This window comes from Neobacillus novalis NBRC 102450 (assembly GCF_001591805.1).
Classification (GTDB): domain Bacteria; phylum Bacillota; class Bacilli; order Bacillales; family Cytobacillaceae; genus Neobacillus; species Neobacillus novalis.
This window is the reverse complement of record NZ_BCVP01000046.1, coordinates 15,165-36,461: the sequence shown is the minus strand read 5'-3', so window position 1 is coordinate 36,461 and position 21,297 is coordinate 15,165. Positions and strand designations below refer to the sequence as shown.

Genomic DNA, 21,297 nt, shown 5'->3' with positions numbered 1-21,297 from the left:
CCGCTTTTCTTATAAAAATTTCACAAAGATGCCTGCCAGTATAACCGATACAATCGTAACAGTGATGAACCCGCCGACCAGCATTGGCGGCAGCATGTGGCTTGTCAGCATTTCTCTTTCTTTCTCATCATTTGTTAATGATTTGATTACTTCGTTTGTGATGATGTAGTCAGCTGGAAATCCATAAAGGGCAGTTAAGGATACTGCGAATGCCATTTCCTTGCTTACTTTTAGGATTTTACCTGCGATAAAGGAGAAGATGTACATACCGATTACGCCAATCACAATTGTACCCACAAGCGGATAAATAATTTCCAGCATCATACTTGGTGTTGCTTGTTTTAACCCGTCAAATACAAACAGCATAAGACCCATTAAGGCAAAACCAAATGCATTTGCCTTTTGTAAGACTTGCTTCTCCAGAAATCCAATGCTTTTTGCAATAATCCCAAACAATAAGCAAAGAACAAACGGGCTAATAGAAACAATAGGTGCCAATAGAGAGGAAACCAAGTAGGCTAGAAAAGCAACTAAAGCAAGTCTAAAAAACTTAAAGTACTCCGTGTTATATTTTTCAGGCAGCTTTTTAAATAGCTTAAGTTCCGGTTTAGCTGATTCAACTGATGCTGCTACTTCTGCATCCGCTTCAGGTTGGCCTTTAACTGCTATATCTCCCTGGCGATATTGGGTAAGAAGTCTTTTCCCTTCTTTTTTCAACATGATTGAGGTAAGTGGATATCCTGCAAACCCCTGCATAACGTAGATGACGATAGCGAATACCGATAGGGATGCGAGGCCCGCTTCCTTGGCCCCCTCAGACATGATCAACGCCGATACTACACCGCCAACCAATGGCGGGATGGCGACAACGATTGTTTCAAACCCATAAATAAAGGTTCCAATCCCAAACAATAGAACAATAATCCCTATAATCCCCGAAAGGGCAATGACAATGGTTTTCCATTGTTCCTTCAATTCCTTTAGAGAAAGCAATGTTCCCATATTCGTAATAAGCAGGTACATCAGCATGGTTGCAACAACCGGCGGTATCCCTGCTACTGAAACGATTTCCTTTGGAAAGAATGTCCAATAACCAATAAGAAATAAAACGGCTGAGATAAAGATTGACGGCACCCAGGCTTTGGTTCGTACTGCTACCCAGTCCCCAATTAATAGAATAAGTACAACAATGACTAAAGCTAGCATTTGTGACATAACGATTACCTTCACTTTCTATGATGTATTTTTTCGGGCCACGAAGGTTTAATTTATATTAAAATAGTAGTATAGTTTTATTATTCTGTCAATTGCAACTATTTAAATTTTTATTGCAACCGTTCCCAACAACTCTATTGTTACCAAATTCAATATTTTATTATTTTAAAATACTATGAATTTCTGTTTTTTTACTTCAACTATTTTGGGAAGCTGTTTGGAATTGATTCAATAATATCAACATTAAACACTATAGGCATGCGCTTGAAATAAATGGTATAATATACCATATATTGATCATTACCCATTGGTGAACAAGGAGGAAATAACTTGAAAAAGAATCCCACAAAAGATATGTATGATTACAACATTTGGGCAAATAAGGAAATTATTGATCGCTTAAAAGAACTTCCAAAGGACATTTATCATCAAGACATACAAAGTGGCTTTTCCACAATTTCAAAAGTGTTAACCCATATTTATCTCGTTGAGCAAGCATGGTTTGATATTATCAACGGTCAAACTATGGATGAAGCTTTTGTCTTGGCAAATCAATTACAAGACCAGTTAGAATCAAAAGACCTGGAAGAGATGGAATCCCTCTATGACGGCCTGTCCCTCAAAAACAAATCATTTCTGGCCAATCAGGAAAATATGGATCAAGTCATTGTCGTTAATAATCCTTATGCTGGATTATTGGAAACGTCTATTTCTGAATCAGTTTTCCACGTTGTTACTCATGGAAATTACCACCGTGGTAATATTGCCACAATGCTCAGACAACTTGGATACTCATCGGTGATGCAAGATTATGGTCTTTATTTGTATAAAAGAGAAAATGCTAAGGTAGAATAAGCTGCTATAAATGATGAGGGGGCTTAACATTTGAAGATAAGTAATAAAGCTCAAAGCAAAGATAATTTGCAAGGGATGCCTCCAGTCCTTAGCACTCGGGCCTTGAACCGTGCTTTACTTGCAAGGCAAATGTTGCTAACACGTGTAAATATACCGGTATTAGATGCTATTGAGCATCTTGTTGGGATACAGGCTCAGGACCCGAATGCCCCTTATTTTGGTCTTTGGACGCGGCTTGAAAAATTTCGTCCAGAAGATCTATCCAATCTCATTCAAGACAAAAAGGTCGTGCGCCTCGCCTTGATGCGCTCCACCATCCACTTGGTGTCATCCCAGGATGGTATGAGATTGCGCCCCTTAGTTCAGCCTGTCCAAGAAAGCGGCTTAAAAAGTTCTTTTGGAAAGTACCTAACGGGTTTGGATATTCTGGCCGTTGCCGATGCTGGCCGTACTCTAGTCGAAACAAAACCTCGTACATTTAGCGAACTTGGCCAACTATTAGGCAAACAGTGGCCGAATGTTGAATCGGATGCTCTCGCAGCTGTCGTTCGGACTATGGTTCCACTTGTGCAATTGCCACCTCGTGGAATTTGGGGTAAGAGCGGAAAGGCCGTCCATACTTCATCTGAAGCATGGATCGGCACTCTGCCACTCTCAAAATTGACAACCGATGATATAATACTCCGTTATCTAGCTTCATTTGGTCCAGCTACCATTCAGGACATACAGGCTTGGTCGGGCCTCACTCGGCTCAAAGAAAAAGTAGAACAACTTCTACCGCAGCTCTTTATATTCCATGACAACGATGGAAATGAACTTATAGACATTCCTAACGCCCCAAGACCTGATGAGAACACTCCCTCTCCACCAAGATTCCTTGGAGGCTTTGACAACATTTTGCTATCCTATGCCGATCGGAAACGAATCATTGATGAGACCTACCGTAACATAGTATTTACTAAGAACGGAATCATCAGGCCAACCATTCTCATTGATGGCTTCGTCTCAGGGATTTGGAAAGTAAAGAAAGAAAAAGGGACTGTGAGACTCATTATTGAGCTCTTTAAAAAGCTTGCTGATGAGGAACACAACGCATTAATGGATGAGGCAACTCGACTATTAGATTTTATAGAAGGCAAGGAAAGCTCCCGTGAAATACTGTTTGTTTGAAGTCCATTGAATTGGGCAAAATAATAGTTAACTATTGAAATTCCATCTAAAAACGAATAATATATATAGGTTCTTAAAAAATAGTTCGTATTTTGGAGGAAACACTGATGTTTAAGTTAAAAGAAAATCAAACAAATACCAAAACGGAATTAATTGCCGGAATCACAACCTTTTTCACCATGGTTTATATTGTTGTTGTAAACCCGATTATACTCTCTGATGCAGGTGTTCCGTTTGAACAAGTCTTCACAGCGACCATCATCGCCTCAGTTGTTGGTACACTTTGGATGGCACTTTTCGCCAATTACCCCATCGCTATCGCTCCGGGGATGGGGCTTAACGCTTACTTTGCCTATTCCGTTGTCGGAGCCCATCACGGAATCACCTACCAAACGGCCTTTGCAGCTGTTTTTGTTGCTGGGATTATCTTTGTCATTTTATCGTTAACTACGTTTCGGGAAAAATTAATGGAGGCAATCCCGGAGAACCTGAAACATGGGATTACGGCTGGAATTGGCTTATTTATTGCTTTTATCGGCCTGCGCCTTACAAAAATTATAACGGCTCATCCGACCAACTTAGTCACTTTGGGGGACCTTCACTCTCCGGAAGTAATTCTGGCGCTGGTCGGACTAGCCATCACCCTTGTATTAATGGTACTTGGGGTGAATGGTGCCTTATTTTTTGGAATGATCATTACGGGCATAATCGCCTACTTTACAAACCAACTTTCCTTCGACAAAGGAATTATGTCGTTCCCTTCCCTTCCCGAGGGACTAATTGTTGCCAATCCAATAACAGCGCTGACAGATGTCATTCAGCACAGCCTTTATACCGTTGTATTTTCCTTCATTCTTGTCACGATTTTCGACACAACTGGCACCATGATTGGTGTCGCGAATCAGGCGGGGTTAATGAAGAACGACAAATTACCGCGTGCCCGCAAAGCCTTACTTTCCGATTCGGTTGGTACTACCATTGGCGCAATGTTTGGAACGAGCCCTACAACTGCTTTTATTGAGTCGACTTCAGGAGTCGCTGCCGGCGGCCGGACTGGTTTAACCTCCCTGACAGTTGCCATTCTGTTTATTCTATCGGCCTTCTTTGGGCCGCTCGTTGGCGCAGTTTCCGGTCTTTCTGCGATTACCGCACCAGCTCTCATTATTGTTGGCAGCTTAATGATGGGTAGCATCTCAAAAATCCGCTGGGACAAACTTGAAGAAGCCTTCCCAGCATTCTTAATTATCCTAAGCATGCCGCTCACATCTAGCATATCAACGGGAATCGCCCTGGGTTTCATTAGCTACCCGCTGTTAAAAGTAGTGAAAGGCAAATGGCGTGAAGTCCATCCACTGCTTTACTTGTTTGCGCTGTTGTTTTTTTATCAACTGGCATTCCTGCAGCATTAAAGGACATTCTTCCTCATTTCCTGGCAATTAAGTAATCTGCTGGACAACTCATGGGTTATTTAACTACCAAAAAGGTTCCTGACCCCAGTATGTTAAATCTTTAACGCATCGGGGTCAGGAACCTTTTTTATTTATTTTGGAACCTACATTTTGAAAATCATGCTCTAACAGGCCCCTTTAACCAAACTATCTGTAAGTCAGCTTTTGTTGTTTATCAAGCTGGTGATCTAACCAGTCGACTAAATCGCTTAAAAACTTCTCTTTTCCTACTTCATCAAACGGACGATGCCTAGCTGAAGGGTATTCATATAGTTGTTTATCCGATGAGGAAACAAGGTTAAAGAAATGGTGCAGCTTTGTCGGGGGAGTAATTTTATCATCCAGGCCGTATTGCAATAGAATTGGCAGGGTAATCGACGGTGCTTTATTTACCACCCGTGAAATCGCTTGGATTAAGCTACGTCCTAAACCAGGAGTCACGATATTGTGACGTAAACTGTCAGATTCGTATTTAGCTCGCATCGCTGATTTTTTCTTTAGCAAGCGAATCCTGCCTGGTTTTTTGATTCTAAAATCTGGTTTAACTTTACCCATTAGGTTTATACCTAACTGCTCAAATGGTGTTACTTCATAAGAGATGGCAGGAGAAATCGCCATAATTCCTGAAATACCCGCACTTTGTTCCAAAGCATATTCGAGAGTAATCAGACCGCCAATGCTATGTCCCACGATATACAAGGGCAATTCGGGCTGATCGAGAGAAACGAGCTTTCGAAACTCGTGTAAATCTCCTCTAAATTCACCCCAAGACTGTATATATCCTCTTTTCCCAGCGCTTTTTCCATGACCGCGCAAATCAAAGGCATACACAATATATTCTTTATCAACCAGACTTGAACTAATATTTTGTAGCCCTCCGCTATGATCCCCATGTCCATGCACTACTATAACTACTGCTTTTGGAGCCGTTAATGGTTCGATCACACGAAAAAATAGCTCTATTCCATCGACACCATTAAATGTCCCTTCTGATATCATTCCAAGTAGTCCTCCTGATGCTAACAATCGTAAAAAATGTATTGGTCATTGCCAAAAATACTTTTCCCGCTTAGAAAGCTTTTTAAGTTCATTTTAGTATAAATCAATGAAAAAGTAACATAAAATAGGTGCCTGACCCCCAGTGTTTAAAGCTTTAACGCAACGGGGGTCAGGCACCGCTTTTTTTGATTATAATAACATCATATTATCATATTTTGCGTGAATTATTGTTCCTACCTTTTTCACGTGTGCATTTTGTTTACTATTGACAGGGTTAGGGCTAGATTATAAAATGTGAGCGTTAACAAAAATAATATAAATAAAAGATTATTAAATTCCGCATTTTAAACTGTTTTGATTTAACATAAAAATGTTAACGTTTGCATATATCATAGAAATTAATCAACACATTCCAACCTTTATAGGGAGTTGAGTACTTTGAAGGAATCACTTGTCCAACAAATCTATAACAAAAATCAAAAAAACCCCTTTAAGGTGCTGGTAGGATTATATAAAGGAAATTACTTAAGACTATTTTATTCTTCTGTCTTTTTTACGATTAAACATATCCCTTCTTGGGTCATGCCAATTGCGATTGCGAATGTGATCAATGCTGCAACTAAACAGAGTGAAAATGGTATTCGTACCATTTACCTGAATGCGATTATTCTGTTCATATTAGTGCTGCAGAACATTGTAACGAACTATTATCATACGAAACTGCATAGTTATGCTATTCGTATTGTAGAATCAGGATTGCGGGCCTCTCTTATTAAAAAGTTACAAGAACTCTCGATTCCATATCAGAAGGAGATGCAGTCAGGACGCCTTCAATCTAAAATTATGCGAGATGTTGAAGCTGTTCAGACACTCTCTTCACAGGTTTTTGTTAGTGGTTTAAATATTCTTATCAATCTACTTGTAGCATTAGGAATCACCTTATATTACAGTCCTACTGTGTTTTTATTTTTTCTGTTAACGGTACCGATATCCGCTTTGATTATTGTCGCTTTCCGTAAAAAAATTAAAACCTCTAACTCTGAATTTCGTCGGGAAATGGAAAAAACATCCGCCCACGTGATTGAAATGATTGAATTAGTTCCTATTGCACGGGCTCATGCGTTAGAAAAACAAGAGGAGCGGCGCTTAAATCACCGATTCCAACAAATCTTAATAAAAGGATTTCACTTAGACATTATTCAATCCTTTTTTGGTTCGGTTAGTTGGGCTAGTTTTCAACTTTTTCAGATTATTTGTTTAGTTTTTACTGGTGTCTTAGCCTATCGCGGTTCGATTACTCCCGGCGAAGTGGTAATGTATCAAACGTACTTTACAACAGTAGTAAACTCCGTTTCTAGTATGATTACATTGATCCCCACTATTGCGAAAGGCATGGAATCGGTCGAATCCATTGGCGAGATTTTAATGGCAGGAGAAGTAGAAAATCACGAAAACAAACCAAAACTCAAACAAGTAAATGGAAATTTCACTTTACAACATGTTAGTTATCACTATCCCGGCGGCAATAACAATATTCTCCATAATTTGACCCTAGAGGTTAGACAAGGAGAAACGATTGCTTTTGTCGGGGAATCTGGATCAGGTAAATCTACCATCCTAAATTTGATCATTGGGTTTATTCAACCCACCGAAGGGAAAATTCTTTTAGACGGACACGATATGACCTCGATTGATTTACGGTCATTTCGAAATCATTTGGCAGTGGTCCCCCAGACAACGATTCTATTTTCCGGAAGCATCCGTCAAAATATTACTTATGGGATGCCTTCTGTTAAAGAAGAAGAACTAGAAAGAGTTTTAAAAGCCGCCAATTTATTGGATGTTATTCAAAAGCTTCCTGATGGTGTGGATACGAGCATTGGAGAACACGGGGATAAACTTTCCGGCGGCCAGCGGCAAAGAGTATCGATTGCCAGGGCGTTAATTCGGAATCCAAAGGTGATTATATTAGATGAGGCCACCTCCGCATTAGATAGTCATTCTGAGAAAAAAATCCAAGCAGCTTTAAACGTTTTATGTCAGGGCCGGACCACGTTTATTGTAGCCCACCGCCTTTCGACAATTCGCAATGCTGATAAAATCGCTGTTATCGAAAATGGGCGTTGTGTAGAATTCGGTACCTACAATGAATTAATGTCTAAAAAAGGACAGTTTTATGAGTTGAATCAACTCCAATTGGTATAGCATTAAAGGGAACGATATTAAATTAATAGAACGGGATAGATTCCTTCAAAAAGGTGCCTGACCCACAGCGCGTTAAAGCCTTAACGGAGCGGGGGTCAGGCACCTATTTCCTTGGAGTTCATCTCAAGGTCTTAAGTAAGTCTACTTTTTTGGCTGGTCAAGTGCTTGATAAGCTAACTGGTACTTTCCCCCGTCAGCAACTTCTGAATGGTACAAAGCCTTGAGGGCATTGTTTTTTTCAAGGCCATGTTCTGCCTTCAACTCTTTTAAGCGTGTATGCAATTCTTTATTATCCCTGATTAGCTGTTGCATTTGCGATTTTATATACTTCACTATATTTAACTCCTTTCAGAACCCCTATTAGTTCCCTAAGTATAGCATGATTAAATTTTATATAAATAATTCTTTATATTAAAACCCCTACACAATACTCTTCTCTATTTCTTTTGTTAATTTTTTTAAATACACCCCTGCTTTAACCATTTTTGCTCCATACCAAAACATTTCGCCGTCGACTAAAAAGATTTTTGTATTTGGTAGAAATGATTGAAATTCTGCAATATGTTTTTCTTGAAATGGAAATGGTTCGGAAGCAAGCAAAAGTACATCAGGATTTGCATCTGCAAGCTCCTCTTTTGAAACCATTGGATACCTTGATTCTCCCTTTTCGAAGGGGTTTTGGAAACCAAGTGTATGTAATACATCATTAATATATGTTGTTCCGCCAACCACCATATTTGGTTTTCTCCAGATAACATAGGCAACATTTAGATTTTCCTTACATAACGGGTCAGGGAAGGATGTTTTGCAGGATGTGATGAGGAGGCTAGCTTCCTTTTCTCTATTTGTCAGTAATCCCAGTGTTTTTATCAGCCGGTAGGAATCGTCTATCCTTTGAACCTCCATAACAAAAACAGGAGCAATTTTTTCAAGTGCAAGCACCATTTCTTTTGTGTTTTCTTCTTTTTCAGCCAGTATAAGATCAGGTTGTAAATCACGTATGGTTTCCACATTCACTTCTTTTGTACCGCCTACGATTGGGACGTTTTCTACCATCTCTTTAGGAAAAGTGCAATATTTTGTACGGCCAACTATTTCTTTTTCAAGACCTAGGACAAAGAGTGTCTCAGTAATGGCAGGACAAATGGAAATAATGCGTTTGGGCACAGTCGTAAGATTCACCTTCCTAGCAAGATGATCAGAAAAAAAATGCGTCATCGAATCCCCCCAGTCTACTAATAACAAGTAAGTCTAGCTAACTTGATTATGCCACTTCCATTCATCTCACATCCTCTTTCAGAAAAATCCTACAATATACTTTAATTATATTATAAGTGAATTAAATTAGGGGAGTATTCCCAAGTTCCCCTCCTAAATGTTTGAGTTATTTATCTAACCAGTTATTTTATTGATGTGAATGAATTTGCTCATATGTGGAATAAAATGAATGATTATCTGATTGAAACTGAAAGATTTTGATTGATTTATTAAATAAAATGTCATATGATGATATTAATAACAAAATGAAAGCGTTTTAGGAGGGCGGATTATGTTAGAGTCAGAACGCCATCAAATTATTTTAGAAGCGTTAAAAGAAAAGAATTCAGTCAAGATTCAGGAACTCGTAGACTTAACAAATGCTTCAGAATCAACCATTCGTCGTGATTTAACTCAGTTAGAACAAGGAAAATTTCTTAAGAGGGTTCATGGCGGTGCGGCAAGACTCCAAGGGAAACTCCAAGAACCGAGCATGACAGAGAAATCTTCCAAAAACCTTCAAGCAAAACGGCAGATCGCTCAGTATGCCGGGAGTTTAGTAGAAGCGGGCGATTGTATTTATTTAGATGCCGGATCAACTGTTTTTGAAATGATTCCTTTTCTTCCAACTAACATTGTCGTTGTAACAAATGGACTTATGCATGCGAATGAACTTCTCGAGAAAAATATAAAAACCTTTTTAGTCGGTGGATTTGCAAAGCCAACAACAAAAGCCATGATAGGTCGAGGAGCATTAGAAAGTCTTGAACATTATCGTTTTGATAAATGCTTTATGGGAGTAAATGGAATTCACCCCCAATTTGGCTATACAACACCAGATCAAGAAGAAGCAATGATCAAACAACAAGCGATTTCTTTAACACGAGAAGCTTATGTATTAGCGGATGAAACAAAGTTTTCAGAAATAGCTTTTGCAAAAATAGCTGATTTACATTTAGCAACCATCATAACAAATGAAATTGACCTTGATATCGAAGAGCAATTTATTAATAAAACAAAGATAAGGGTTGTGACCTCATGATCTATACATTAACTTTAAACCCTTCTCTTGATTACATGATAGAACTTGATCAAGTAGCCTTGGGCGAATTAAACCGAACAAACAATGAAGCTAAGTTTCCTGGTGGAAAAGGGATTAATGTATCCCAGGTATTAAAAAGATTGGACGTTGACAGTAAAGCCCTTGGATTTTTAGGAGGGTTTACCGGCGATTATATTGAAGGATTCTTAAAATCACTAGATATCCAGGCAGAGTTTGTCCGAATTAAAGAAGATACACGGATAAATGTAAAGCTTAAATCTGAAACAGAAACAGAAATAAACGCACAAGGACCCAGCATTACTAAGGAAAACTACGAAGCATTGAAGAGTAAAATCCGCAGGCTTACAAGTGAAGATATTCTCGTATTAGCAGGGAGCATCCCAGCTTCAATGCCCGATTATACCTATGAAGAGCTTGTGAAAATATGCAATGAAAACGGAACAAAATTTGTCGTCGATGCCGAGGGGGATTTATTAAGGAAAGTGATCCCGTTAAAACCATTTTTGATTAAACCGAATCACCATGAGCTTGGAGACTTATTCAATACCGTTATTACAACCTGTGAAGAGGTAATCCCATATGGAAAAGAGCTCATTAAACAAGGTGTTCAAAATGTGATTGTTTCTCTTGCTGAAAAAGGTGCCGTACTCATCAATAACGAAATCACCTTAATCGCCACTGTCCCTAAAGGGAAAGTGATAAGTTCTGTCGGTGCAGGAGATTCTCTTGTAGCTGGATTTATCGCAACTTATGCAAGAACAAAATCGATTGAAGAAGCTTTTCGTTTCAGTGTTGCAGCCGGTAGTGCTACTGCTTTTTCCATTGGCTTATGTACCCGTGAAAAAGCGGAAGGTCTACTTCCACAGGTAACCATTAAAATGCAATCATAAAAAAGGAGAATGAAGATGAGAATAACGGAGCTATTGACCAAGGACACGATTAATCTTTCATTAAAAGGTGTTCAAAAATCTGATGCCATTGAAGAGTTAGTACATGTATTAGACACTGCCGGCAAACTAACAAATAGGTTCGATTTTAAAAAGGAAATTTTTAAAAGAGAAGCACAAAGTACAACGGGGATTGGAGATGGAATTGCGATTCCCCATGCAAAAACAACCGCGGTCAAGCAGGCGGCAATTGCTTTTGGGAGATCGACCGGCGGCGTAAACTTTGAGTCGCTCGACGGTCAACCTGCTCATCTTTTCTTTATGATTGCAGCTACAGAAGGAGCAAACAATACACATTTAGAAGCACTTGCTCGCCTCTCTTCTATTTTAATGAAGGAAGATGTACGTAACCAGCTTTTAGCAGCTAAATCAGCCAATGATGTCCTAGGTATCATTGACCGCCATGACACAGACGAACAACCAGTTGAGCAGTCAATGGCTGGAAAGAAACAATTTATTGTCGCCGTAACCGCTTGTCCAACGGGTATCGCCCATACGTATATGTCTGCAGACGCATTAAAAGCAAAAGCAGCAGAAATGGGTGTTGATATTAAGGTTGAGACAAACGGGTCGGGCGGTGCCAAAAATGTCCTCACGGCAGAAGAAATTGAAAACGCTGTCGCAGTGATTGTTGCAGCGGATACGAATGTTGAAATGAACCGTTTTAATGGAAAACATGTCATTGAGGCAGCCGTTGCAGATGGAATCCGCAAACCACAGCAATTAATTGAGAGAGCATTAAAGCTAGATGCTCCCTTGTACCGTGGAAGTGGGAAGTCTAGTCAAGAAAGTCAACAATCAGGAAGGGGCATCGGAGCAACCATTTATAAGCACTTAATGAGCGGTGTTTCTAACATGCTTCCTTTCGTTGTCGGCGGGGGTATCTTAATTGCAATCAGTTTCATGTTTGGCTTCAATGCCTTTGATCCCGATGATCCAAGCTTTCATCCGATTGCTGAAGCGCTAATGACGATTGGTGGCGGAAATGCGTTCGGATTAATGGTTCCAGTATTAGCAGGATTTATCGCCATGAGTATTGCTGACCGCCCAGGTTTCGCTGCAGGTATGGTCGGAGGGATGATGGCGTCAAGCGGCGGAGCAGGTTTCTTAGGTGGACTTGTGGCAGGTTTCTTAGCAGGTTATTTAGTAGTTGGCTTGAAAAAGTTGTTTGCTAGTTTGCCATCTTCGCTTGAAGGAATTAAAACGATCTTAATCTATCCTTTATTAGGAATTGCATTAACAGGTTTTATTATGTTATTTGTCATAAATAAGCCAGTTGGCGCGTTAAATACAGCCATTTCTGAGTGGTTATCAGGTCTAGGAACTGGCAATGCTATTTTACTAGGAATTATTTTAGGGCTCATGATGGCTTTTGACATGGGTGGCCCTGTAAACAAGGCTGCTTATGTGTTTGGTACTGGTCTATTAGCAAATGGGGTCTACGAACCAATGGCCGCAATCATGGCAGCTGGAATGGTTCCTCCATTAGGAATTGCCATCGCAACTACCTTATTCAAGAAAAAGTTTAGCCAACAAGATCGTGAAGCAGGAAAAGTAAACTATATTATGGGATTATCGTTTATCACAGAAGGAGCGATTCCATTTGCTGCAGCGGATCCACTGCGAGTGATCCCTTCCATTATGACTGGTTCAGCAGTTACCGGCGCGTTATCGATGATGTTTAGTATTGGACTTCGTGCCCCGCACGGAGGAGTATTCGTTATTCCCCTCGTTGATGGCAATTGGTTTCTGTATCTGCTGGCAGTTGTAATTGGAGCGATTGTTTCTGCCGTATTAATGGGAATCTTGAAAAAGCCCGTACCCGCGAATTAACTAAAAAAGCCCAATCTCCCTGTGATTAAAGTGGGGGATTGGGCTTTTACTTTGAGCCCGCTTACGGTTAGAATAGGAGAACTCTAAATTAATAAGTCTAGCAAATTTCATTAATCGTTATTCCGTACCGGAACTTGTAATATCAGCCTCAATCCTGCTCATGAACTCTTCTGCCGCACTGTATCCTTGCTGCTTCAAATACCAGTTATTTGCGGCTGCCTCAATTAACCCCGCCACATCGCGTCCAGGCTGGAGTTGGATTTCCATGGAGGGAATCTTAACGCCCATATATTCGATATATTGAAGTTCCTGATCCAAATCATTATACAAGGCATCTTTTTCCCATTTCGTCAAATTAATATCTAGCGCAATACGTGATTCATCTTGAAATGCCTTACGACCGTACAAGCGAACCACATTCAACAACCCAATACTGCGAAGAGCCAAAAACTCCTTGGTTTTTCCATCATGAGTACCAAGAATGGTTTGCGGGCTGAGCTTCTTTAGGACAACAATATCATCAGCAACCAGACGGTGTCCGCGACGAATTAACGTATGAGCCGTCTCGCTTTTCCCTACCCCTGAATGACCACGAAGTAGGATCCCAATGCCGGACACATTCATACAAACTCCATGGACAGCAATTTCAGGTGCTAATTCCTTCACCAAATACGCATCCAATTTTGTGATAAAATCTGAAGTCGACTCTGGCTTGTTTGTTACTAACAAGGGGATACCCTGTTCTACACAATGGTGAGTTAAATAGGTAAGTCCTTCTTCCCCAGCCGTTACGATAAAACATGGCGGATGATAATGGACGATATTTCCGATTCGTATTTTCCGTTCCTCATGACTTAATTTATGTAAATAGGTAATTTCCTTTTTTCCTAAAATTTGAACTCGTTCTGTCGGAAAAAAATCAAAATGGCCAACAAATTCCAGGCCCGGACGATGTACCCGTGATTGCGTTATTATTTTCTGCAGTTGACTTTCACCGGCCACTACTTTCAATGAAAACCTCCGAACTACGTTTTCGACTGTTATTTTTTTCACCCTATATTCACCTCCAGAATAGTCCTTATATTTGAATTATACTTAAGAACATCAAAATCGTCATTACGTTAAAAATAATCATGGCTTTCATATTCGACGAGGTCCCCAAGTTTAACCGTTTGTAAAAGTACAATTCCTTTGAAAACTTTTAAAAATTTATTAGTATAGGGATAGAACAAATAAATATTGGAGGGGTTATGATGGAATTAACCGTTTATTTGGCTGGACAGATTCATGATAATTGGCGAGACGAAGTGGAGAAAAAGGCAAAGGAAAAAAATCTGCCGTTAGTATTTGTCGCACCGCAAACAAACCACGAACGTTCAGACAATATCGGCGAAGAAATTCTGGGAACACAGCCCGGAAATCTATATAAGGATGACGCAGCTTCCGATATAAACAATTTCAGAACACAGGTATTAATGCAGAAATCAGATATAGTTATCGCCTTATTTGGCGAGAAGTATAAACAATGGAATACTGCAATGGACACCAGCACAGCAATCGCAATGAATAAACCTACTATTATCATAAGGCCGAACTCGTTAATTCATCCGTTAAAAGAACTTTCTAATAAAGCAAATGTAACTGTAGAAACGGTTGAGCAAGCAATAGAGGTAATAAGTTATATTTTTAAATAGGAATCCATGGGGCTAGGCCACCTTTGGTTATAGCCCATCTGTTCCTCCAATTTTTCACATCGTATTATGTTTAGTGAGAAATGGCTTTTTTAAAAAGCTCCCTAAATTGATCCCTATCTTCTGATGTAAAAGGCTTTGGCCCCTTTGTCCGCTTCCCGCTTTTTCGAGCCATGGCACTTAAATAACGTGTTTGTAATAATTGATCAATGTTTTCATTTGTATAGGTAAAGCCTTTATGATGGAGGACCCTGCACCCTTTTGCTAAACCTAGCGAGGCAAGTCCATAATCTTGCGTAACAATGATATCTCCTCTTATCGCTAACTTCATAATCCGATAATCCGCAGCGTCTGCTCCAGAATCAACATAAATGGTTTCCACACCTGATGGCTGTTCAGCAGTAGAAAAATGTGAAAAGCTCGTAACAAGTATGACAGGAATTGCCGCATTCGTTCCTTCTGAGATAATAATATCTTTTACTGGACAAGCATCTGCATCAACATAAATTTTCATTTTTATCTCTCCTGTAAATACATCGAATTGTTAATGATACTATTGAAAAATTTTACATTTGTCAAAAAATTGCCCCCATTAGAGCTTGGGAAACGGATTCTTCATTTTGCACGTTTTTTAAATGGTATAATCATTTTAACTTACAAAAGTGACGAGGGAGAATAAAGATGGATAAAAAAGAAATTGAATATAAAATTTGCGAATTAAAATATGAATATGTTCGCTTGCAGAATGACTTAGAAAAATTGGAGAATGTAAAAGGGAATCTATCTCCTCTAGAAAAACAGTTAGCAGCCATCGAGACTGAACTCCATTCACTTAACGAAACTTTGCGAAAAAAGGAATTGTAATTTTAAAAAGGCGGAGATAAGTTATGGCGAGCCGAAGATTAAGTAATTTTGCCAATTTCATAAGAAAAGGGGATATTTCAAATGGCACCCTCGGAAAAGGATTTAAGAACTTGCAACAAAGGACACACCTATTATAAAAGCAGCGATTGTCCAACCTGTCCGACTTGTGAGCAAGAGCGCAAACCAAATCATGGATTTCTTTCATTACTCTCGGCACCAGCAAGACGAGCATTAGAAAACAATGGAATCACTTCTTTACAGGAGCTATCAAAATATAGCGAAAAAGAAATTTTGCAATTTCACGGTATGGGCCCTGCTTCGTTACCTAAACTTAGATCTGCTTTGCAGGAAAATGGATTATCATTCAGAAGCTAAAACCCTGCCTTAATGTCGTGATGCCCACAGCAAAGATTTTACTTCTAAAACACAAGACAATGTTCCTTTCCAGTCTCCCATGAAAGTGTAATGAGAAGGGGTAATAGTGATGCTGATTAGTGATTTTATTGTTGAGTTACTTAGTAGTCTTTTGCAATCGATTATTCCTACCTCAAAGTCAAAACTCGAAAAAAATATTGATCATTTAATGGGAGAGGAATGGTTTTCCCAATTGAATAATGATTATCGATATAATTATATTATTTGGCATAATAAGAAGGTTAAACGTTTCTTAAGCAAGCCTGAAAATGTAAAGATTCTCAAAAGCAACGAAGATGAGAAAGAAAAATTTATCCGTCTTGTTATTCAGGAACATGAAAAATTCGTGAAGTTATATTGAAAAAGCTGCCTGAACCCCCTGTTGCGATAATACTTTATTGCATTGGGGATCAGGCACCGCTCATGCACTACATCATTTAAGCCTTTTTAACAAATTCTGATTTTAATTTCATTGCACCAAAACCTTCTATTTTGCAATCAATATCGTGATCCCCATCAACTAAACGGATATTTTTAACTTTCGTACCTACTTTTAAAACGGATGAGCTGCCTTTCACTTTCAAATCCTTGATTACTGTCACAGAATCCCCATCGGTTAAAACATTTCCATTTGCATCTTTGAATACTTTTTGATCTTCATTATTTTCAGTTTCTAAGTCTAAAGCCCACTCATGGGCACATTCTGGGCAAACAAAAAGACTTCCATCCTCATACGTGTATTCTGAATTACATTTTGGACAATTTGGCAAATTAGACATATCGTTGTTTCCTCCATTCATCCCTGTATATTCCTGAATATCGAAATTTACGTCGTTTACGATAGCGAATTGGAATTTTATTAGGGAGTAGTTCTTGATATGCTTATATATTGGCATAGTATTCATATATGGACAAGCCCGTCAGAAAAAAAGGTACCTGACCTCCAGTGCGTTAAAGTGATAACTCACCGGGGGTCAGGCACCAGTATTCTTTCACAAATTTATTTTATCCACGCACCATTTGAATCTAGCATATACCCTTGAATAGTTGTGTTTGCGGCCATTTGCCCGCTTGCATACAGGTAGTACCATTTTGTTCCTACTTGTACCCACCCCGTTTTCATTGCACCCTTGTTATCCAAGTAATACCATTTCTCGCCAGTTAACAACCAACCTGTCTTCATTGCACCACTATTTTCTAAGTAATACCAAGTAGAACCAGATTTAATCCAGCCAGTTTTCATCACACCGTTTGTATTTAGGTAATACCATTTCCCACCGATTAATAACCAACCGGTCTTCATCGCACCATTTTTTTCTAAGTAATACCAAGTGGAACTAAGTTTTACCCAACCTGTTTTCATCGCACCGCTTGAATCAAGGTAGTACCATTTGCCAGTGTCTAATAACCACCCGGTTTTCATTTCACCGTTCTTTTGCAAGTAATACCACTTGTTCTTATCAAATAGCCAGCCCGTTTTCATCGCCCCTGTTTGAGGATCATAGTAATACCACTTTCCATCGCTTGGCACCCAGCCTTTTAGGACAGGTTGTTCATCTTTTTGATAGGTAATATTTATAGTTACTGTTTTTGTATTACCAGCAGCATCCGTAGCTGTGATTTCGATTTTATTTAAACCAGCTAAAAGGGTAACCTCATGATTAAAAAAGCCTTCTCCATTAACTGGTACTTCCGTGTTATTTATTTTAACGACACTGCCAATTTCTGTAGAACCTGAAACTACTATTTTCTCTTTATTTGTTATAGTTAAATCTACTGGTGTGTTAATGATTAACACTGGTGGTGTAGAATCTGTTTTAACTGTAAACGTAATTGTTTCTTTGTGTCCTAATGTACTAGTATTGTTCGCTGTTAGGGAGGCCTTAATTGTTAAAGTATACGTTTCTCCAGGAATCAAAGCAGCAACAGGGCTAACAAATATATTCCGTTTTTCATTAGGATTCGCATTGTCTCCTTCATCAGGAATTTTGCTAATATTAATCGCTAGTGTTTGTCCGCCCGAATTAGCTAGTGTAAATGCTTGGCTGTTAATTTCCCAAACGGTTGCACTTACTACATTCTTATTAAATACAAGTTTAATAGTTGGATTAACATCAACATTACTGCTGCCATTAATATTTTCACCTGTTGTCGAAACATTTCCTGAAATGGTTGTAAGATACGCACCTTCAAAAGCTATTGGATCTACTCCTCCACCATCGCCGCCACCAGTGCCACCTCCACCTCCGCCGCCACCGGCAGCTAGTACTGATGCAAACGTGCTGAATACTAGAACTAAAGAAAGTATCCCAGCAAATAATGCTTTAAAAAAATGGTTGTTCATGTTCATTCGGTAATCCTCCATAAATCATTTATTTAATATTAGGAAAGTCCTTGTAACAACTAAATCCCTCAGAATTCCAACGACGATAGCGGCAATTGTAGCAAGTGGTTTTATTTTCATAAACAATCTCATCTTCGACATCCATTTGAAAAGCTGCGCAGTTTTCCGCTAGTGAAACCGTCGAATTAAACACTTCTAAACTATCCGCATTTCCAGAAAACAATTTGACCCCATTTTGGATTCTCAAAAAAATATTTGTCATAGATACCTCTATCAACATCATTAATATTGTTTTAGTGTACTGCCGGAACACGGCTGCCACTTATATCTTCCATCGACTTCAACAGACTCTACTAAAAGCGCGGATTGATGATTTAGGAAAACACTTTTTAATTTGTCACCTAAAGTTACCTCTTCTCCGTCATCTAGGACTAGTCCAGCTTGAGTTCTAACGACATCAAGGGTCGTTCCTTCAAGTATTTTCTTTACTGTGACAACCTGTTCACTCGAATTCAGCTTGTGATTTCCCTTAAAGCGTCCATCATTGCCTGATAATCTCAAACCGACACCGGCCAATGCTCCAATAACACCTTGTCCAGTTCCACCATGTTCTGATAAATGGATTGATAGAGTTTCGGCTAGATGATAGGCTTCTGCTTTTGTTAATACCTCGCGTTTTGCTTTTAATCCATAATTAATCAATTCTTGATGTTGATGCTGTGTTAACCGTTCGGGAACGAACACACAAAGCCCTGGGTCAGAGCCTTCAGCGCTTTCAGTTTCTAAAACTTTAATAGCAGCCTCAATTGTTTCTTCTAAGTGGTCACTATGTAAATCGGCAGTGAAACACATGGAACTATTATGGGATGTATATGGAACATCGGGATGAACAAGTAATTGATGGCGGGTAATACTTTGACACGCCCCCCAGCCCTTCGTTTCTATTAATGCCGCAATCTCACCGGCAATTGACCCCGTTCCTTTGCTATCGATATTATCCGTATCATCAATACATAAGAAGATTTTCATTTCATTCCCTCTTTTCAAATTTAGTTTCCTTTAGGTGTGCGCATATCTTTACCAGATAGAATTTTTTCAAGTAAATCTGGTGTTAGTTTATAATCGAAAAACTCTTGATAAAATTTTGCCGTTATTTCTTCCATATTTGTATCTGCAAATTTATTCGGATACAAGGTTTTCGCCGTCCAAAGAATCGCAAGCGGCGTTTCTAAACCACCAGGATGGCCCCACCGTGAGACACCATTCGGTAACTGATACACTTTTTTAGTTTTTACAGACTTTAATGTTTGCCACTGCGAACTTTCAAGAATATAGTCGGCAACCCCATCTTGGTTCACAAGTATGACATCTGGATCCCATAGTAAAATCTGTTCTAAACTTGCAAAATATTTTTTCTCAATTAACCTTAAATTTTCTCCAACTGAAACGTTGACGCCCCCGGCAACCTTGATCCATTCCGCAGGTAATGAGTCGGCTGGATCCGTTCTAGTAGCTTCCATGACAGAATGATAGACTCGCACTCGATCCTTAACGGGAATATCTTTCACTTTCTCCGAAACCTCTGCTATTATTTCATTGTAAAAACGATTGAATTTCTCCGCTTTCTCCGATTTTCCAAGGGCTTGACCAATCATTGTAATGGACTGCTGCTGCTCTTTAATTGAATTAAAGTTAACGACAAGATAAGGAATTTTCAATTCATCCAGCTTCCTGACTTCTCCTTCATCCTTTGCCGTTGAAGCTTGAATGAATATCAAATCAGGCTTCGTATTTGCTAGCTCTTCGATATTAATTTTGTCACCGCGATTTGTTACAGAAGCATCATTAATAGCAGGGATCATATCAAGTAATAAGGTATCGCGCTTTAATCCATTATTAACCGCTACCATTTTATTCCCTTCGCCTAACATCGTGACAACATGTCCTGTATACGCATATAAACAAGCAATTCGATCTACTTTTTTCGGAACAGCAACCTCTCGGCCCATATAATCAATGACGGTTATTTTGCTGTTATCGTTACTTATAGTGGTATTTGTGATTGCAGCGTTACTGTTAAGTGAACAGCCCGTTAATGCTATTAACAAAAGCAATATAACAAGAGTAAATAGATATTTTTTTGGTCGCATCCTAGTACTGATCACCTCTTTTGATATGAATTATCTTGCAGCTTCAATTGGAATCAATCCTTTCACCACTTTGTTTTCTGTGGTCTTGCTAGAAATTAATTTCGAATGAATTTGGAAAGTATTAAGCATGTTCGCTTCCGTTAAGACTTCAGTTGGGTTTCCGATTGCTTCAAAAACATGATTATTCATTAACGCAACCTTCGTGTTGATCCCGCTATTTTCAAAATAGAAGGCATGATTAGGAAAATGGGTTGCCATAATAATCGAAATGTTTTTCTCTTTAATCAACTTAACAATTGTTTCTAAAATAATTAACTCATGCCGGAAGTCCAAGTGTGCTGTTGGTTCATCCATCAATATAATCGGAGTTTCCTGCGTCAGTGCCCGGGCCAGCATAACTAGCTGTGTTTGACCGCCGCTTAATTGTGTATAGGGTTTATCCTTTAAATGGATTAAGCCTAAAGTTTCTAATGCTGATTCTGCGATGGCAAGATCTTCAGCAGAAGGAGCAGAAAAAGTACCAGTGTAAGCAGCTCGTCCCATAATAACGATATCAATTACTTTATAAGGGAAATTTTTCGTATGACTTTGCGGAACGTAGCCGATGTGTTTAGCCAGTTCCGCAGGTTTAAACAAACTAACGGATTGATTGTTTAATAGAATGTTGCCTTCAGATGGTTTTAACGAACCTAAAATACATTCGATTAACGTCGATTTACCGCAGCCGTTAGGCCCAAATAAGCAAAATATTCCACTAGTTTCCAAATCGAAGCTGATTTGATTAAATATTTTGCTCTTACCATAGTCAAAGCTTAGATTTTCTACTTTTAGGACTGACATAA

Annotated in this window: 23 protein-coding genes; 11 read left to right on the top strand and 12 right to left on the bottom strand. The window is 39.1% G+C overall.

The annotated features are described in order from the left end of the window. Positions 1–9: 9 nt before the first annotated feature. Positions 10–1,215, bottom strand: coding sequence for a hypothetical protein (locus tag BANVL01_RS23710; protein ID WP_066082824.1), 1,206 nt, complete (start codon positions 1,213–1,215; stop codon positions 10–12). 330 nt (positions 1,216–1,545) lie between these two features. Here BANVL01_RS23710 and BANVL01_RS23705 point away from each other — a divergent pair, with 330 nt between their 5' ends. From BANVL01_RS23705 to BANVL01_RS23695, 3 genes are all read left to right on the top strand, one after another. After that, positions 1,546–2,070, top strand: coding sequence for a DinB family protein (locus tag BANVL01_RS23705; RefSeq protein WP_268874970.1), 525 nt, complete (start codon positions 1,546–1,548; stop codon positions 2,068–2,070). Positions 2,071–2,199: 129 nt separating this feature from the next. Next, positions 2,200–3,240: a winged helix DNA-binding domain-containing protein gene (locus BANVL01_RS23700; protein WP_235845738.1), complete on the top strand. Its 1,041-nt coding sequence runs from the start codon at positions 2,200–2,202 to the stop codon at positions 3,238–3,240. 107 nt (positions 3,241–3,347) lie between these two features. Continuing rightward, on the top strand, positions 3,348–4,649 hold the full coding sequence (locus BANVL01_RS23695) for an NCS2 family permease (protein WP_066082823.1): 1,302 nt from the start codon (positions 3,348–3,350) through the stop codon (positions 4,647–4,649). Between the two features lie 186 nt (positions 4,650–4,835). Here BANVL01_RS23695 and BANVL01_RS23690 read toward each other — a convergent pair whose 3' ends face one another. Further along, positions 4,836–5,687, bottom strand: a complete 852-nt coding sequence (locus BANVL01_RS23690) for an alpha/beta hydrolase (protein ID WP_066082821.1) — start codon at positions 5,685–5,687, stop codon at positions 4,836–4,838. Positions 5,688–6,125: 438 nt separating this feature from the next. Between BANVL01_RS23690 and BANVL01_RS23685 the strand changes: the two genes are divergently transcribed. After that, positions 6,126–7,892 (top strand): ABC transporter ATP-binding protein, encoded by a 1,767-nt coding sequence (locus tag BANVL01_RS23685; RefSeq protein WP_082805123.1) that lies wholly within the window; start codon positions 6,126–6,128, stop codon positions 7,890–7,892. A gap of 141 nt (positions 7,893–8,033) precedes the next feature. Here the strand turns inward: BANVL01_RS23685 and BANVL01_RS23680 are convergent, their stop codons facing one another. Together BANVL01_RS23680 and BANVL01_RS23675 are read right to left on the bottom strand one after the other, a co-directional pair. Continuing rightward, on the bottom strand, positions 8,034–8,225 hold the full coding sequence (locus BANVL01_RS23680; RefSeq protein WP_066082818.1) for a hypothetical protein: 192 nt from the start codon (positions 8,223–8,225) through the stop codon (positions 8,034–8,036). 87 nt (positions 8,226–8,312) lie between these two features. Beyond that, entirely contained in the window at positions 8,313–9,110 is a 798-nt protein-coding gene (locus tag BANVL01_RS23675) for an ABC transporter substrate-binding protein (protein WP_066082816.1), read from the bottom strand. Positions 9,111–9,441: 331 nt separating this feature from the next. Here BANVL01_RS23675 and BANVL01_RS23670 point away from each other — a divergent pair, with 331 nt between their 5' ends. From BANVL01_RS23670 to BANVL01_RS23660, 3 genes are read left to right on the top strand one after another with little or no spacing between them, the layout of a single operon-like run. Beyond that, on the top strand, positions 9,442–10,191 hold the full coding sequence (locus BANVL01_RS23670) for a DeoR/GlpR family DNA-binding transcription regulator (protein WP_066082814.1): 750 nt from the start codon (positions 9,442–9,444) through the stop codon (positions 10,189–10,191). Continuing rightward, on the top strand, positions 10,188–11,102 hold the full coding sequence (gene pfkB, locus BANVL01_RS23665) for a 1-phosphofructokinase (RefSeq protein WP_066082812.1): 915 nt from the start codon (positions 10,188–10,190) through the stop codon (positions 11,100–11,102). Before BANVL01_RS23670 ends, pfkB begins: the two co-directional genes overlap by 4 nt. Before the next feature lie 15 nt (positions 11,103–11,117). After that, entirely contained in the window at positions 11,118–12,992 is a 1,875-nt protein-coding gene (locus tag BANVL01_RS23660; protein WP_066082809.1) for a PTS fructose transporter subunit IIABC, read from the top strand. 117 nt (positions 12,993–13,109) lie between these two features. On the opposite strand, the gene hprK is transcribed toward BANVL01_RS23660, so the two are convergent. Then, positions 13,110–14,045 (bottom strand): HPr(Ser) kinase/phosphatase, encoded by a 936-nt coding sequence (hprK, locus tag BANVL01_RS23655; protein WP_066082807.1) that lies wholly within the window; start codon positions 14,043–14,045, stop codon positions 13,110–13,112. Positions 14,046–14,245: 200 nt separating this feature from the next. Between hprK and BANVL01_RS23650 the strand changes: the two genes are divergently transcribed. Then, positions 14,246–14,686 (top strand): YtoQ family protein, encoded by a 441-nt coding sequence (locus tag BANVL01_RS23650; protein WP_066082806.1) that lies wholly within the window; start codon positions 14,246–14,248, stop codon positions 14,684–14,686. 70 nt (positions 14,687–14,756) lie between these two features. On the opposite strand, the gene BANVL01_RS23645 is transcribed toward BANVL01_RS23650, so the two are convergent. Next, positions 14,757–15,197 (bottom strand): YaiI/YqxD family protein, encoded by a 441-nt coding sequence (locus BANVL01_RS23645; protein ID WP_066082803.1) that lies wholly within the window; start codon positions 15,195–15,197, stop codon positions 14,757–14,759. Between the two features lie 167 nt (positions 15,198–15,364). Here BANVL01_RS23645 and BANVL01_RS23640 point away from each other — a divergent pair, with 167 nt between their 5' ends. From BANVL01_RS23640 to BANVL01_RS23630, 3 genes are all read left to right on the top strand, one after another. Beyond that, positions 15,365–15,547: an SE1832 family protein gene (locus tag BANVL01_RS23640; protein ID WP_066082801.1), complete on the top strand. Its 183-nt coding sequence runs from the start codon at positions 15,365–15,367 to the stop codon at positions 15,545–15,547. Between the two features lie 81 nt (positions 15,548–15,628). Continuing rightward, positions 15,629–15,922, top strand: a complete 294-nt coding sequence (locus BANVL01_RS23635; protein ID WP_066082800.1) for an RNA polymerase alpha subunit C-terminal domain-containing protein — start codon at positions 15,629–15,631, stop codon at positions 15,920–15,922. A 109-nt stretch (positions 15,923–16,031) separates the two neighbouring features. Then, entirely contained in the window at positions 16,032–16,322 is a 291-nt protein-coding gene (locus BANVL01_RS23630) for a hypothetical protein (protein WP_066082798.1), read from the top strand. Positions 16,323–16,398: 76 nt separating this feature from the next. Here BANVL01_RS23630 and BANVL01_RS23625 read toward each other — a convergent pair whose 3' ends face one another. The 6 genes from BANVL01_RS23625 to BANVL01_RS23600 form a co-directional block, all read right to left on the bottom strand. Then, on the bottom strand, positions 16,399–16,740 hold the full coding sequence (locus BANVL01_RS23625) for a zinc ribbon domain-containing protein YjdM (RefSeq protein ID WP_066082795.1): 342 nt from the start codon (positions 16,738–16,740) through the stop codon (positions 16,399–16,401). Between the two features lie 221 nt (positions 16,741–16,961). Next, positions 16,962–18,311, bottom strand: coding sequence for an Ig-like domain-containing protein (locus BANVL01_RS27545; RefSeq protein ID WP_066082794.1), 1,350 nt, complete (start codon positions 18,309–18,311; stop codon positions 16,962–16,964). Between the two features lie 22 nt (positions 18,312–18,333). Further along, positions 18,334–18,567, bottom strand: a complete 234-nt coding sequence (locus tag BANVL01_RS23615; RefSeq protein ID WP_066082792.1) for a hypothetical protein — start codon at positions 18,565–18,567, stop codon at positions 18,334–18,336. Positions 18,568–18,587: 20 nt separating this feature from the next. Next, positions 18,588–19,334, bottom strand: coding sequence for a hypothetical protein (locus BANVL01_RS23610; RefSeq protein ID WP_066082790.1), 747 nt, complete (start codon positions 19,332–19,334; stop codon positions 18,588–18,590). A 20-nt stretch (positions 19,335–19,354) separates the two neighbouring features. Beyond that, positions 19,355–20,455, bottom strand: coding sequence for an ABC transporter substrate-binding protein (locus tag BANVL01_RS23605; protein ID WP_066082788.1), 1,101 nt, complete (start codon positions 20,453–20,455; stop codon positions 19,355–19,357). A gap of 30 nt (positions 20,456–20,485) precedes the next feature. Further along, a complete protein-coding gene (locus BANVL01_RS23600) occupies positions 20,486–21,295 on the bottom strand; it encodes an ABC transporter ATP-binding protein (RefSeq protein WP_066082787.1) in 810 nt (269 codons plus the stop codon). Between the last annotated feature and the right edge of the window lie 2 nt (positions 21,296–21,297).